Source organism: Amycolatopsis sp. NPDC049691, assembly GCF_040675005.1.
Lineage (GTDB): Bacteria > Actinomycetota > Actinomycetes > Mycobacteriales > Pseudonocardiaceae > Amycolatopsis.
Genome location: NZ_JBFANX010000020.1, coordinates 57,688 through 72,978 on the forward strand (window position 1 = coordinate 57,688; position 15,291 = coordinate 72,978).

At 72.7% G+C, this 15,291-nt stretch carries 10 protein-coding genes; 5 read left to right on the forward strand and 5 right to left on the reverse strand.

Features of this window, described 5'->3' with window-relative positions; genetic code table 11:
* Positions 1–71: 71 nt before the first annotated feature.
* The 3 genes from AB0J40_RS35645 to AB0J40_RS35655 are packed head-to-tail and all read right to left on the reverse strand — an operon-like array spanning position 72 to position 2,349.
* The gene (locus AB0J40_RS35645; protein ID WP_364462209.1) at positions 72–791 is read right to left on the reverse strand and encodes a hypothetical protein; all 720 of its coding nucleotides are present in this window, start codon (positions 789–791) and stop codon (positions 72–74) included.
* Positions 788–2,023 (reverse strand): type VII secretion protein EccE, encoded by a 1,236-nt coding sequence (eccE, locus tag AB0J40_RS35650; RefSeq protein ID WP_364462212.1) that lies wholly within the window; start codon positions 2,021–2,023, stop codon positions 788–790. Before eccE ends, AB0J40_RS35645 begins: the two co-directional genes overlap by 4 nt.
* Complete coding sequence (locus tag AB0J40_RS35655) at positions 1,987–2,349, reverse strand: hypothetical protein (protein WP_364462215.1); 363 nt, start codon at positions 2,347–2,349, stop codon at positions 1,987–1,989. Before AB0J40_RS35655 ends, eccE begins: the two co-directional genes overlap by 37 nt.
* A gap of 280 nt (positions 2,350–2,629) precedes the next feature.
* On the opposite strand from AB0J40_RS35655, the gene eccB reads away from it, so the two are divergent.
* From eccB to AB0J40_RS35670, 3 genes are all read left to right on the forward strand, one after another.
* Positions 2,630–4,273, forward strand: coding sequence for a type VII secretion protein EccB (eccB, locus tag AB0J40_RS35660; RefSeq protein ID WP_364462216.1), 1,644 nt, complete (start codon positions 2,630–2,632; stop codon positions 4,271–4,273).
* 66 nt (positions 4,274–4,339) lie between these two features.
* Positions 4,340–4,657 (forward strand): hypothetical protein, encoded by a 318-nt coding sequence (locus AB0J40_RS35665; protein ID WP_364462219.1) that lies wholly within the window; start codon positions 4,340–4,342, stop codon positions 4,655–4,657.
* Complete coding sequence (locus AB0J40_RS35670; protein WP_364462566.1) at positions 4,657–5,760, forward strand: WXG100 family type VII secretion target; 1,104 nt, start codon at positions 4,657–4,659, stop codon at positions 5,758–5,760. Before AB0J40_RS35665 ends, AB0J40_RS35670 begins: the two co-directional genes overlap by 1 nt.
* Positions 5,761–5,801: 41 nt before the next feature.
* Here AB0J40_RS35670 and AB0J40_RS35675 read toward each other — a convergent pair whose 3' ends face one another.
* Positions 5,802–7,433, reverse strand: a complete 1,632-nt coding sequence (locus AB0J40_RS35675; protein ID WP_364462222.1) for a S8 family serine peptidase — start codon at positions 7,431–7,433, stop codon at positions 5,802–5,804.
* 20 nt (positions 7,434–7,453) lie between these two features.
* Positions 7,454–8,818 carry a type VII secretion integral membrane protein EccD gene (eccD, locus tag AB0J40_RS35680; protein ID WP_364462225.1) on the reverse strand — a complete coding sequence of 455 codons (1,365 nt, stop codon included), beginning with the start codon at positions 8,816–8,818 and terminating at the stop codon, positions 7,454–7,456.
* Between the two features lie 318 nt (positions 8,819–9,136).
* On the opposite strand from eccD, the gene eccCa reads away from it, so the two are divergent.
* Both eccCa and AB0J40_RS35690 read left to right on the forward strand, forming a co-directional pair.
* Positions 9,137–13,150: a type VII secretion protein EccCa gene (gene eccCa, locus AB0J40_RS35685; protein WP_364462228.1), complete on the forward strand. Its 4,014-nt coding sequence runs from the start codon at positions 9,137–9,139 to the stop codon at positions 13,148–13,150.
* Positions 13,151–13,256: 106 nt separating this feature from the next.
* Positions 13,257–15,275 carry a type VII secretion-associated protein gene (locus AB0J40_RS35690; protein ID WP_364462230.1) on the forward strand — a complete coding sequence of 673 codons (2,019 nt, stop codon included), beginning with the start codon at positions 13,257–13,259 and terminating at the stop codon, positions 15,273–15,275.
* The last annotated feature ends 16 nt before the right edge of the window (positions 15,276–15,291 follow it).

Here is a 15,291-nt window from a genome sequence, read left to right on the forward strand (position 1 = left end):
CCGACCTCGACGGAACGAAAAGCGGGTGGCTCCCCGAGGGAAACCACCCGCTTCCGCGTGTCCGGAGGAACTCAGTCGCCGCGGCGGACCGGGCCGAGCAGTTGCTGCTCCTTGCCCGTCGTCACCAGCCTCAGCGGCCGCCACAGGTTGCGGCCCAGGGCCACCACCTGGTCGTCCTGCAACGTCGTCAGCTGGCGCATCATCTGCGGCGGGAGCCGCCAGATCCGGGCCGCCAGCTCGGCCTGCCCGGCCGGGAGGCGCTGCATCAGCACCAGGTCCGCCGCGTTCGCCGTCGCGCCCGCCTGGGGGTGCAGGTACGGCAGCACGTAGACCGTCGTCTGCCAGGGCGACCGCGGCGGGAACAGGTCCTGCGGGGTCGGGCCGCCGTCCGTGACGACCAGCAGCGGTGCGTCCTCCGACGGCCGCGGCAGCTCGACCGGGGACAGCCGGCGGATCTGGACCAGCGGTGACGGCCGTCCGTCGCGGGTGCCCGCCGCGCGGGACAGCACCTGCCACTCCGTCGGGCGGCCCGTCGCCACCACGACCCACGCGCCGACCGCCATCGCGCGCATCGCCACCTGGCGGGCCAGGTACAGCCCGCCCACCAGCACGATGCGGGTCGGCGTCGAGCGCAGCGCCGAAATCGTCAGCGGCTCGCCCTTCAGGCCCGAGCCGAGCACGATGCCGCCGCGGTCACCCGACGGGCTGATCGCGTCGAGCATCGCCGGGTCGACCGTGAACTCCGGCGCCACCCCGAGGTTCTGCCCGGCGTCACGCATCCGGGAGCTCATGCCGTACCTCCGATCGGCAGCGTCGCGGCGAACGCCGAAACCTGCAGCCCGCGCAGCGGCGTCAGGTCGACGCCCAGCCGCTCGGACAGCCCGTGCAGCCGCTGGTCGGCGGCTTCGAGCTCACGCGGGTTGCGCGCGCTCAGCCGGACCACCCCGCGCAGTCCGATCTTGCCTTCGTCGGACGCGGGGGAGATCGACATCGCCAGCGTCGCCGACAGGGCGCGGACGCTCGTCAGCGCGTTCAGGCTGCCGGTGATCTTGCCCTTCGGCCAGCCGGTGATCGCGTAGCTCGCGTGCCCGATGCCCGCCGCCGTCACGCCGGACCAGCGCTCCTGCAGCGTCACCTTGCTCGGCGAACCGGCGACGGACGTGAGCTCCGCGGCCGAAATGCTGGCGCGCAGCAGCTCGTCCGGGTCGAGCGGCCGGGTCGGCACGCCTTGGGACTCCAGCGCGTTGCGCACCCGCGAAAGCGCGCCGATCAGCGCGCGGTGGGCGCCGACGACGCCGCCGCCGCGCTCGCGGATCGCCGCCGGGCAGCGCTTCGGGTCGAGCCGGATCGCCACCCACGTCGTGCGCCGCGCCGCCGCGGGCAGCGGGCCGAGCACCTCCATGTAGGAGCTGAGGGCGGGCGAGTCCGCGGGCAGCGCCGCGCTGCCCGGGTAGCAGTGCCAGATCATCTGGATCGAGTCGAGGACCACGCCGCGGTCCTCGAGGCAGGGCGCGAGCGCCGACAGCGGCAGGCTCGGCGCGCCGCCGGCCTGGGTGATCAGCGCCGGCGTCGGCTCGACGAGCAGCACCGCCGTCCAGGTGCCGTCGTTCCACGCGAGGCCGACCTGCTGGCGTTCGTGGTCGACGCCGTGCGCCACCACGAGGTCCGGGACGGCGACGCGCAGCAGGTTGACGCGGGCGTCGTCGGGGCCGGTCACCGTGGTCTCCTCGGCGGCCAGCTCCTCGACGGTGCTCGGCGGCAGCGGTTCGGCGACGCGGTCGTGGGACCGGAAGGAGTAGCGCAGCGTCAGACCGATCCACTGGGTGAACCAGCGGCCGCGCCAGCGCAGCAGCGCGACGATGAGGGCGAAGCCGACGATGCCGACGCCGACCCACTTCAACGACATGTCGATGGCGAGCAGCACGAGCCCGACGGCGAGGCCGACCTCGAGCACGACGAGGTTCGCGACCGGCAGCGGGCCGAGGTTCACGCCCGAGGAGCGGCGCCGCGCGGGCGGCGCCATCCGCACGGGGCTGGGCGGGGGAGTGGACGGGCCGCTGTCGTCGGGTCCCTGGGGTCCGCTGGGACCACCGCCACCGGGACCACCGGGGCCGCCGCCGCCGGGGCCGCCCGGGCCACCGGGACCGCCACCGCCGGGACCGCCCGGACCACCGGGTCCGCCGCCACCTGGACCGCCGCCACCGGGTCCACCCGGGCCACCGGGGCCGCCAGGTCCGCCGGGCCGTCCACCCGGGCCGCCGGGACCGGGAACGGGACCACCGGGACCGCGCGGGGGCATGCCGGGTCCGCCGGGACCGCCACCGGGTCCGCCGGGGCCACCAGGACCACCCGGGACACCTCCGGGACCGCCGGGGCCACCGGGTCTCACCGGACGGGGCGGCGGGCCCGGCTGGCGGCCGGGCGGCGGGGGCCCGGGCGGGCCAGGCGGACGTGGAGGGTTGGTGACGGACATCCGCGCTTTCTCTTCCCCTCGTGCTTGCTGCGTACCCGGAAGCCGGGTCCCGGGGTGTCCGACACTAGCTTGAGTTGGTAGAAACCCCACACCAGACGGTCCCCGTACGGCTATCCTGCGGAACCGTACCGCGACGGGGAGAGCTGTAGGTCGAGAATGCCATCAACACCCACGACTAAGTCTCAGGTTCAGGCGTATCAGTTCGTCCTACGGCGGATGCAGTCGGCGCTGGTCCGGCGGGACGCCGTGATGCTGCACGACCCGATGCGCACCCACACGAGGGCCACCATCGTGGGTGTCGTGCTGGGCGCGCTCGGCATGATCGTTTTCGTCGTCTGGGGACTGCTCAGCCCGGCGCCGTCGGTGCCCGAGGCCGGGAACATCGTGATCGGCGAACAGTCCGGCACGGTGTACGTGGTGATGGGGAACCCGAAAACCCTTGTCCCGACGTTCAACCTCGCGTCGGCTCGGCTTCTCCTGCTGGCCCAGCAGAAGCAGCAGTCGAACGCCGGCGGCGCGAGCGGCGCGACGGCGGCGCCCGCCCCGGCGGCGGCGAGCACCGCGGCTGTGAAGAATCCCACGGTCGTTTCCGACGAGCAGCTGAAGGACATTCCGCGCGGAAAACTGACCGGAATTCCGGACGGGCCGCAGCTGATGCCGTCCGATTCCCAGCGCATTTCCCCCAACTGGGCGGTGTGCGACCAGGTTCTGCTGGATCCGACGCAGCCGAACCCGGACATCGGCAAGACCGACACCTACGTCTTCGGCGGCGTCGCCCCGAGCGGCCTCGGCACCGAGCTGGGCGAAAAGGAGGCGTTGCTGGCGGCGGCCGACAACGGCAAGACGTACCTGATCTACCGCCTGCCGAGCACGCAGAACCGCCCGAACGCCAACACCGTCCGCGCCGAGATCGACACCAGCGACTCGCACAACGCCGTCTCGACGGCCTTGCAGCTGCTGAACCAGAAGCCGCGGAAGATCACCCAGGGCCTGCTGAACGCCATCCCCGAGGTGCCGCGCCTGAGCCCGCCGAACATCCCGGACGGCCCGGCGCCCGCCGACCTCGACGGGCTGGCCGCGGGCGACGTCTTCTCCACGCAGCCCACGGGTGAGCAGCCGCAGTACTGGGCGATCACCACGAACGGCATCCAGCAGGTGTCGCAGGCGGTCGCCGACGTCATGCGCGTCGCGAAGCACGGCAGCGCGAGCAAGCTGCGGACGCTCGGCCTCGACAAGCTGTCCGGCGTCCGCGTGCTGCGGTCCGGCGACCCCGACTACATCCAGGTCGACGACTTCCCGCGCGCGGTGCCGACAGTGCTCGACGCGACGAAGAACTCCGCGGTCGCGTGCCTCGGCTGGTCGGTGGTCGGCGACGGCGACAACCGCGACGGCCACACGTCGGTGTACATCGACACCCAGCTGCCGGGCCAGAACAGCCACGGCCCCAAGTTCGCCACGACCAAGGTCACCACGCCGGGCCCGAACCGCGTGCCGATCACCGGCTTCTACCTCCAGCCGGGCTTCGCCGCGGTGGTGCAGTCCGCCACCGGCAAGGCCAGCTTCGGCAAGGGCGCGATCCAGCTGATCTCCGACCGCGGGGTCCGCTACAGCGTCCCGGACGCCGCGACCGCGGACGCGATCGGGCTGAACAACCGGCAGCCCGCACCCGAGTCGATCATCGGGCTGCTGCCGACCGGTGCTTCGCTGAACACCCAGGACGTGCTCAAGCAGTTCGACTCCGTGCCGATCGACCCGAACGCCGGTTCGTTCCCGACCCCGACGCAGCAGGCGGGCGGCTGAGCGGAACCGGCGGCCGGCGGCGGACGTCACACGCCCGAAGGGTTTCCCGGTGAGCGGAGAGGTGCCATGGCCGGCTTGAGGATGGACGGCGTGGTCGTCGCCGAGTACGCCCGGACCGCCGAGGAGGCCGCTGACGACCTCCACGCGGCCGCGGCGGAGGTGGGCGGGGACGGCGTCTCCGGCGAGTCCTACGGCGCGCTGGGGGCGCAGATCGGCCTCGGCGAGTCGTACGGCCGCGCGGCGGGCGCGTTGCGGCGTCAGCTGGTCGACGGCGCGGAAGCGCTGAAGTCGGCCGCGGAGGCGCTGCGGCACGTCACGGTCCGCCACAGCGGGCAGGACGCGGAGGCCGCGGAGCTGATCAAGCGCGCGGGCAGGCCGGAATGATGTTCGCCGAGCCGGAAGCTTCCACCGACTCCATCCCGCACCCGTTCGCGAAGCGGACGGCCGCCCCGGTGGTCCCCGCGGTGGCCTTCGCCCCGGACGCCGAGGGCGACGAGATCGCCGCCACCGCCGAGCCGTACCTGGCCTACCTGACCGACGTTTCCCGCGAGCTGGGACTGATCGACCCGGTCGGGACGTACTTCCGGCCGCTGATCGGCCGCTGGGGCGACCTCGGTGCCGAAGCCGGGCGGCTGCGCACCGCCGCCGCGGCGGCGGCCGAGGTGTCCACGCGGCTCGACGACCGCCTCGGCCGGCTCGACGCCGGCTGGGCGGGCCGGGACGCCGACGCGTTCGTCGCGTACATGCGGGAGATCGGCGCCGCGGGCGGCGACCTCCAAGAGGCGTTCACGGTCCTCGCCGGCGCGCTCGACGAGCTGGTGACAACCCTTCGCCACGTCGTCGTCGACCTCGCCGAGGTCCTGGTCGACGCCGCGGACCTGATCTCCGAGACGATGATGCTGCCCAGCGGTGGCACCAAGCGGGCGCGGGCGCAGCTGCGGGAGACACAGGATTCGGCGAAGGCGCTGTACGAGACCGCGCGGGACGTCCTGGAGGCGTTCGACCGGCTCTGCGACGGCGTCGACGACCCCGACGCGACCACGCGCAGCATCGAGATCGCCCACCGGTACCCGGAGGAGCGGTTCCGGTTGCACGAACCGGAATCCGCCGCTGCTCCCGCTGGTGCCGCCGCCGGTTCCGACGAGGTGCTGACGCCGTCGTCGGCGAGCGGGGACCCGGCGGAGCCGAAGCACACGGGCGTGGGCACCCCGGACGCGGCACAGCCCGCCGACGCGGCACCGCAGCCGGCGCCGGCGCAGGACAGCTCGGCGAACCACGGGACGTCGGGCATGCCGATGATGCCGATGATGGGCTTCGGCGCGTTCGGCGGCGGTGGGGGCGGTGGCCGCCGCCAGTCGAAGACGCGTCCGACGACGACGCCGTCGGAGTTGCTGGGGGAGCCCGGCCTGGTGGCCCCGCCGGTGATCGGCGAGGACGAGGACGCCCAGCAGCAGAAGAAGAAACCCCCGGCGCCACCGGCGAAGTGACTCGAGCCCGGCCCGCGGTCCGCCGCGGGCCGGGCTTTCGTTCAGCGGCGGGTGCCCGCCGTCTCGGCCGGACGGTTGCGGCGGATCGTGCGCATCACGAACAGCGTGATCAGCAACGCCACCAGACCGCCGCCGGTACCGGCCAGCGCCACGATCATCGGGGTCGAGTTGTTGTCGTTCGCCGGCGGGAGCTGGGCCACCTGCGGGGCCGGGATCGGCGCCTGGTTGCCCACCTCGGACGGGAGGCTCTGGGTCAGCGCGGCCACCGGGTCGATCACCCCGTAGCCGACGAAGTTGTCGCGCCCGCCCGGGGCCGCCGGGTGCTGGGCGGTCTCCTTGATCCGGTTGATGATGCCCTTCGCGTCCAGGCTCGGGTACTTGGCCTTCACCAGGGCCGCGAGGCCCGACACGTACGGCGCCGCGAAGCTCGTTCCCTGGATCGCGCTGGCCTTGTCGCCGCTTTCGAACGTCAGGTTCGCCAGTCCGTCGGAGCCTTCGGCGGGGTCGAGCGAGATGATCTGCGTCCCCGGCGCCGCGACACCGACCCACGGGCCGTGCACGCTGAACGGGGCCACGCCGCCGGTCTCGTCGATCGCGCCCACCGACAGCACGTCGTCGGCGAACCACGGCGGCGTCACGATCGTCTTCGGCTTCCGCGCGTCCGGCTGGTCGTTCTGCGGGCACGTGTCCGTCGCGTTGCCCGCGGCGGCAATGATCACGATGCCCTGCGACGCGGCGAAGCGGACGGCGGCCTGGACCTGCTGCTCGCCGTCGGTGATGCGCCCGTCGGCGGTGCGGCAGTTGTCGACCGACATGTTGATGATGTCGGCCTCGTGCCGCTCGGCGATGCCGTGGATGATCTCGGCCAGCGTCTTCAGCGTGCCCGCCGTGCCGGCCTTCTCCAGCTGGCGCCCGCCGTTCGACTGCCCGGGGGACGTCCCGTCGCCTTCACCGGAGCCGCCGCCACCGCCCTGGGTGCTCGGCGGGAGCGCGGACTCCGAGCCGGCGGGCGGGTTCGTGCTCGACGACGGCGTCCCGCTCGAACTGGCGGGCGGGTTCGGCGTCGAGGTCGACGTGTCGGGCTCGTAGTTCTCGCTCAGCTGCCGGTAGGAGACGATCGTGGCGTCCGGGGCGACGCCGACGAACCCGACCTCCGGGTTGTCCGGCCTGGCCGCGATGATGCCGGCGACCTCGGTGCCGTGGCCGTCGCAGTCTTCGAGGCCGTCGGGCTTGCCGTTCGGCTTCGCGACGTACTCCCCGCCGGACAGGAGGCGGTCCTGCAGCCAGGGGTGCTTCGTCACGCCCGTGTCGACCACGGCGACCTTGACGCCCCGGCCCGCACCGCCGTTCGTGGCGGCCCTGACGATTTCCTGCGCCTTGGCGATCTGCAGGTACTCCTGGCCCCACGGCCGGTTCTTCAGCACGATGTTCTGGCCGAGCGTGCTGCGCTGGACGCAGCCCTTCGACTGCTTGTACTTCTTGTCCGGCTGCCGGGAGTCCGGGATCAGCTTGGTCATGTCCACCGGCGGCGGCGTCGCGAAGTAGCCGTCGGCCGGCGCCGACTGGCCCCACGCCGGGACCGTCGCGCCCACCGGGACCAGGATGCCGAGCGTGCCGGCGAGCAGGGCCGTCGTGGTGCGCCGGGTCGTGCCGAAACGGCGTCCTGGTGCCATCCGAGATTCACCCGATCCGGTCACTTGAAGTTCAGGTGCCGCAGAGTCGTGTACAGGTCCATGACGCCCAGGGCGAGGGGCAGCACCGACGCGATGCAGATCGCTTCGATGATCTCCACCGTGCGCCGCAGCGGCGGCGAGAAGCGCTGGTTCGGGAAGATCACGCCGACCACGAGCGCGCCCGCGGCCAGCAGGACCAGCGCGCCGAAGACGTAGAGCAGGCGGTTCTGCGCGCTCGCCGTGACGAGCCAGCCGATCCCGATGCCGGTCGCCGCGACCAGGCCGTTGGTGAGCAGGGCGATCGCCTGGCTGCCGTTCGCGTACGCGCGGGCGCGCAGGAGCAGCACGAGCGTCGCGACGACGCCGAGGATGATCCCGAACGCGCCGGGCGCGGTGGCGGCGATGATCGCGGACACCGCGACCGTGGCGCCGCAGCCGATCATCAGGCCGGTCATGTAGTTGTGCGCGACCGCCGTGCGGCGCTCGATCGCCCGGTAGTCCGGGAAGCCCGAGTCTTCCTTCAGCTCTTCGGCGTTGCTCGGGACGTGCGGCAGCGGCAGCTTCGCCAGCCAGATCGTGGCGCGCGGCAGGATCGAGATGCAGGCGAGGGCGACCGCGACCGTGCCGGCCGCGATGCCGGCCGCCGGGTGCGCGACGAGCGTGCCGAAGAGGAAGGCCAGCGCGCCGAAGGTGCCCGCGGTGGCGGCGGCGATGAACGTCGTGATGCCGGCGCCGATGACCATGATGCAGACCGACGCGACGATGATCACGAGCACCGCGCCGAGCAGCAGGTTCGCCCGCATGGAGAGGCCGGGCACGATGTAGAAGCCGCTGACGAACGCCAGCGGCAGCCCGCCGGCCGCGGCGATCAGGACACCGGTGGCTTCCGCGCCGTAGGCCTTGGCGAGGGTGGCGCCGACCGCGACGCAGGCGATGGCCCCGATGCCGCCGGCGATGGCGGCGCCGAGCGCGCTGCCGCCGTAGAGCGAGCCGCTCATGAACAGCGCGATGGCGGCGGCGACCAGCGCCAGCCCGCCCGCGACGTGCCCGAAGCGGTTCGCCGTCTCCTTTGTCCACGGGCGGAAGCTGTCGGGGGAGGACTCGGCGATGGCGTCGACGACGTCGTCGTACAGCGGCGGCGGCGGGTTCTCGTTGCGCTTGCGCAGCTGCAGCAGCTCACCGTCGACGACGCCGAGCGAGGCGAGCGTCCGGCTCGGGTCGAGCGGGGCGTCGCCGAGCTTGGCGAGGGCCCAGCCGCCGTGCCGCGCCCCGCCGTCCGGCGACGACTCCTTGGCCATGTCCAGCAGCATCGGCAGGAGATCGGCCACCGCGACGTCGGCGGGCAACGCCACGTCGATCCGGGTGGACGGTGCGACGACCGTCACCCTGCTGAAAACTGTCGTGCCCGTAGCCACTGCACTGCCCCCGCTCGGTCGAGACTGCTCCCGGGGGAACTTATACCGAACCCCGGCGCCCCCATCACCGAACGTCCGAAAATCACCGTCAGCCGCAGGTCGCGGACCGAACGCCGGGATTACTGTCGGTGCCGGGCCGTACACTCGCCTGACGAGGGCAAGCCCACGGTGACGAGCGGTTCCGGCATCCGCCGGAATTCGACCGGCGCGTTCGATAGGTTGTTCGCGCACCCAGCGCACACCTTGCGGTGGCCGCCATCGTCGAGTTTTTGAATGAGGGGTCCTTCGATGAGCACGCTGCAGTTCAAGAAGTCGCCGCGGCTGGCGGCACCGCGGCCGCCGGGCGGTGAGGTGCACCTCGAGCCGCCGCCCGAGGTGCCCCGGGTCATCCCCGGCAACATCGTGATGAAGGCGCTTCCGGTCGTCATGATCGTCGCGTCGCTCGGGATGATGGTCTTCATGTTCCAGGCCAGCAACCGGAACCCGATGATGATGGCCATGGGCGGCATGATGGTCGTCGGGACGCTCGGGATGATGGCCGGCGGCGGTGGCAAGGGCGGCGGTGCCAAGCGCGCCGAGATGGACGAAGACCGCAAGGACTACCTGCGTTACCTGGGCCAGATGCGCGACCGCGCCCGCGAGGCGATGGTCGACCAGCGCGCCGCGCTGGAGTGGGTGCACCCCGACCCCCAGTCCCTCTGGTCGCTGGCCGCCAGCCGCCGCATGTGGGAACGCCGCCAGAACGACCAGGACTTCCTGCACCTGCGCGTCGGGCGCAGCTCGCACCGCCTCGCGACGCGGCTGGTCCCGCCGCAGACCGGGCCGGTCGACGAGCTGGAGCCGATCGCCACCCTCGCGCTGCGCCGGTTCGTGCGCGCGCACTCGATCGTGCCGGACCTGCCGACCCAGATCACCCTCCGCGGGTTCGCCGCCGTCAGCATGCAGGGCGACCGCGCGCTGACCCGCGGCCTCACCCGCGCGATGCTCGCGCAGCTGGTCACCTTCCACAGCCCCGACGACGTGCTGATCGCGGTCGCCACCGCGGGCCGCGCGAAGGAGGAGTGGGAGTGGGCGAAGTGGCTGCCGCACGTGCAGCACCCGACGCTGTCGGACGGCATCGGCCAGCTCCGCATGATGGCCGGTTCGCTGGCCCAGATCGAAAACTGGCTCGACGAAGAGCTGCGTGACCGCCAGCGCTTCTCCCGCAACGCCACGCCGGCGCCGGACCAGCCGCACGTCGTCATCGTCATCGACGACGCCGAGGTCACCCGCGAAGAGCAGATCATCCTCGAGGAGGGCCTGGTCGGCGTCACGCTGGTCGACCTGTCCGACTCCATCGGCAACCTCGCCGCCCGCCGCGGCCTGCGGCTGGTCGTCGAGGCCGAGCGCCTCGGCGCGCGCAGCGCCGGCGGCGTCGAGTGGTTCGGCCGCCCGGACACCCTGTCCGTGGTCGAGACCGAGTCGCTGGCCCGGCTGATCTCGCCCTACCGCGTCGGCGGCGCGGCCGGGCAGGACGTCGGCGACGAAGAGCCGCTGCTGTCCAACCCGTCGCTGCTGGAGCTGCTCGGCATCCCCGGCGACCCGATGACGTTCGACGTCCAGCAGGCGTGGCGGCCGCGCCCGATCCGCGACCGCTACCGCGTCCCGTTCGGGGTCGGCGAGTACGGGCAGCCGGTCGAGCTGGACATCAAGGAAGCCGCGGCCGAGGGCATGGGCCCGCACGGCCTGTGCATCGGTGCGACCGGTTCCGGTAAGTCGGAGTTCCTGCGCACGCTGGTGCTCGGCATGCTCGCCACGCACTCGTCCTCGACGTTGAACTTCGTCCTCGTCGACTTCAAGGGTGGCGCGACGTTCCTGGGGCTGGACAAGGCCCCGCACGTCTCCGCGGTCATCACCAACCTCGCGGACGAGGTCACGCTGGTCGACCGCATGAAGGACGCCCTGGCCGGCGAGATGAACCGGCGGCAGGAAGCGCTGAAGAACGGCGGTAACTTCAAGAACGTCTGGGAGTACGAGAAGGCCCGCGAGAACGGCGCCGACCTCGACCCGCTGCCCGCGCTGTTCATCGTCTGCGACGAGTTCTCCGAGCTGCTGGCCGCGAAGCCGGACTTCATCGACCTGTTCGTCGCGATCGGCCGGCTGGGCCGGTCGCTGCAGATGCACATGCTGCTCGCCTCCCAGCGCCTGGAAGAGGGCAAGCTGCGCGGCCTGGACTCGCACCTGTCCTACCGGATCGGCCTGAAGACGTTCTCCGCGGCGGAATCCCGCGCGGCGATCGGCGTGCCGGACGCGTTCGAGCTGCCCTCGGTCCCCGGTGGCGGGTACCTCAAGTACGACACCTCGACGCTGGTGCGGTTCAAGGCGGCCTACGTCTCGGGCCCGTACCGGCCGGCCGGCATCCAGGCGGCGGGCCCGGCGGCGACCGTGGTCCGCGCGGACAAGCGGCCGCAGCTGTTCGTCCCGGACTTCGTCGAGCTGCCCAAGGAACCGGAGCCGCAGCAGATCGAGGCGGCCCCGGTGGCCCAGCAGCCGCAGTCGGAAGAGGCGGTCGAGCCGTCGGAGCTGGATGTCATCGTCTCGCGGCTGGTCGGGCAGGGCCCGCCGGCGCACGAGGTGTGGCTGCCGCCGCTGAAGGACCCGAACTCCCTCGACACGCTGCTGCCGAACCTGAACCCGACCGACGACCGCGGCTTGTCCCCGGTCGGCTTCTTCGGCAACGGGCGGCTGCAGGTGCCGCTGGGCATCATCGACCGGCCGTACGAGCAGCGGCGCGACCCGCTGTGGGCGGACTTCTCCGGCGCGGCCGGGCACGGCGTGATCGTCGGCGGCCCGCAGTCGGGCAAGTCGACGATGCTGCGGACGCTGATCATGTCGATGGCGCTGACCCACACCCCGGAAGAGGCGCAGTTCTACTGCCTCGACCTCGGTGGTGGCACGCTGGCGGGGCTGGCCGACCTGCCGCACGTCGGTGGTGTCGCGGTGGCCCGGCGCGAGCCGGACAAGGCCCGCCGGATCGTGGCCGAGCTGACCACCCTGCTCACCGAGCGGGAAGGCCGGTTCGGGGCGATGGGCATCGACTCGATGACCGAGTTCCGCAACCGCAAGCGCCGCGGCGAGATCCGCGCCGACCAGGACCCGTTCGGCGACGCGTTCCTCATCGTCGACAACTGGCGTGCCCTGCGGGATGACTTCGAAGAGCTGGAAACCACGATCACCCGGCTCGCCACGCAGGGTCTGTCCTACGGCGTGCACGTGATCATCGCGGCGAACCGGTGGGCCGACATCCGCCCGGCGATCAAGGACATGATCGGCACCCGGTTCGAGCTGCGCCTCGGTGACCCGACCGAGTCCGACATCGACCGGCGCGTCGCGGTGAACATCCCGGCCGGGCGCCCGGGCCGCGGCCTGACCCGCGAGAAGCTGCACATGCTGGGCGGCCTCCCGCGGATCGACGGCTCGAGCGACCCGGAGACGATCGCGGCCGGCGTCGCCGACGCCGTGGCCAAGATCAAGGGCGCGTGGCGGGGCCGGGTGGCGCCGCAGGTCCGCCTGCTGCCGGAGCTGATCACCTACGAGGACGTGCTCAAGCTCGACGCGCACCGGGACTCCAAGCTGATCCCGATCGGGGTCAACGAGGAGGACCTGCAGCCGATCTACCTGGACTTCAACGCCGAGCCGCACTTCTACGCCTTCGCCGACGGCGAGTCCGGGAAGACGAACCTGCTGCGCCAGATCGCCCGCGGGATCTCCGAGCGGTTCACCGCCAAGGAAGCGCTGATCCTGCTGGTCGACTACCGGCGCACGATGCTCGGGTTCATCCAGGGCGACTCGCTGCTCGGGTACGCGGTGTCGGCCGCACAGCTGGAAAGCATGGTCGGCGACGTCTTCAACTCGATGACCCGCCGCCTGCCCGGTCCGGACGTCACCCAGGAGCAGCTGAAGACCCGGTCGTGGTGGAAGGGGCCGGAGCTGTTCATCCTGGTCGACGACTACGACCTGGTCGCGACCTCGACGAACAACCCGCTGCGGAAGATCTCCGACTTCCTGCCCCAGGCCAAGGACGTCGGCCTGCACCTGGTCGTCGTGCGCCGCACCGGTGGCGCGTCGAAGGCGATGTACGACCCGATCATCGGCAAGCTCAAGGAAATCGCCGCACCCGGCATGGTGATGAACGGCTCCCGCGACGAAGGCGCGCTGGTCGGCAACATCAAACCGTCGGCGATGCCGCCGGGCCGGGGCAACCTGCTCACTCGCAAGGCGGGCAAGCAGCTGATCCAGGTGTCGTGGATCCAGCCCGACTGACGACGGTGGCCGGACGCGCTCTCGGCGGGGTGGGTAGGTTCCTCCCCGAGGGTGCGTCCCGCCGGCGGGACGCGGGGGAACGCGACAAGTACTGCGGGAGCTGCTGGTGACGGTCCGGGTTGCGGTGGACTTCGGGACGTCGAGCACCTGCGTCGTCGCCTCGGTGAACGGGCGCGACCCGCAGGTCGTCGTGATCGACGGCCAGCCGCTGATGTCGTCGGCGGTGTTCGCGGCCGCGGACGGCACCCTGTTCGTCGGCCAGGAGGCCGAGCGGCAGGCGGCCGTCGACCCGTCGCGGTACGAGCCGAACCCGAAGCGGCGGATCGACGAAGGCGAGCTGCTGCTCGGGGACAGTGTCCTGCGCGTCACCGACGTCGTGCACGCCGTGCTGGGCCGCGCGGTCGCCGAAGCGCGCCGGCTGGCCGGCGAGGCCGAGGTCGACCTGCTGGTGCTGACCCACCCCGCGGACTGGGGCGCCATCCGCACCCGGCTGCTGCGGCAGGCCGCGGGCGGGCTGGCGCGCGAGGTCGCGCTGGTGCCCGAGCCGGTCGCGGCGGCGGTCTACCACGCGGCGACGTTCGCGCCGCAGGACGTGACGAACGACCGCACCGTCGAGTTCAGCGGGCGCCCCGGCGACGCGCTCGCGGTGCTGGACCTCGGCGGCGGCACGGTCGACGTCAGCGTGGTGCGCCGGCTGCCGCCGGACGCCGCGCGCGACCGGGCCGGCCGTCCGCAGCGCGGCGGCTTCCAGGTGCTCGCCACCCGGGGCGACCCCGCGTTCGGCGGCGCGGACATCGACCAGGCGCTGCTGGAGCACGTGGGCTCGCTCGTCGCCGGTGCCGACCAGGACGCGTGGCGGCAGCTCGTCGAAGGCCGCGAAATGGTGGACCGGCGCCGCCGCCGCGTGCTGCGCCAGGACGTGCGGGGCGCCAAGGAAACGCTGTCGCGGCACGCCTACACCGACGTGCCGATGCCACCGCCGTTCGCCGACGCGCACGTGACCCGCGAAGACCTGGAGCGGCTGATCGCGGCGCCGCTGGGCCGGGCCGTCGAGCTGACGGTCGCGGCGATCGGCGACGCCGGCCTGCGGCCGAAGCAGCTGACGGCGATCTTCCTGGTCGGCGGGTCGAGCCGGATCCCGATGATCTCGCGGCTGGTGCACGAACGCACCGGCGTCGTGCCGACGAGCCTCGACCAGCCCGAGACGGTCGTCGCCCGCGGCGCGCTGCGGGCGGTCCTGGTGGACCCGGACCGCACGGGCGCGCTGCCCGGCGAAGCCATGGCGCGCCTCGGCGCGGTGCCCGGCGGTGCCATGAGCCCGGCGGCGCAGCGCACGGAGGTCGTCCGCCCCGGCGACGTCGCCCCGCGCCCCGCGGAGCAGCGTCCGGCGCCCCCGCGCACCCCGGCCGCCGTGCCGGTCCCGCCCGGGCCCCCCGGGTTCCCGAACCGCGCCGCCCCGCCGTCGCCGCCCCACGGGCAGCCGGCGGCCCGGCCGTGGACCCCGCCCGCCGGCCAGCCCGCCCAGGGCCCGCCGCCCGGTCACCGCCCCGGCGGCGCCACCGCGCAGCCGGAGAAGAAGAGCCGCAAGAAGCTGTGGCTGATCGTCGCCGTGGTCGTCGTGGCCGCGCTCGTCGGCACCGGGATCTTCGTGTTCCGCGGTTCCGGGAGCGACGCCGAAACCGGCCGGACGCTCTCGCAGTACGACTTCAAGTTCGTCTCGCCCGAAGACTGGGTCCAGACCGACGACCGGGTCGCCCAGAAGCAGGTCGTCATCCACCCGCAGGAGTCCCGCGACGGCAACGACCTCCTGGTGGCGCAGGAGTTCGTGATGGACTACGACGCGACGGCGGACCCGCAGAAGCTCGTGGACTACCTCCGGAACGGCGCGGAACAGAAACCCGACCAGTACAGCTCGTTCAACCCGAGCCTGTCGTACGCGGGCAAGACGGTCATCGGCTACCACGAGATCAAAGAGGACCGTCCCGATCTCCAGGTCGACTGGTACGTCGTCGCGAAGGGGCGGATCCGCGTCCACGTCGGCTGCCAGTACGCCACGGCGCAGCTGCGCGACCGGGTCGCCGCCGCGTGCACGCAGGCCGTGCGCACGGTCGAGATCCTCGGCTGAGAGAAAGGGGGGCACC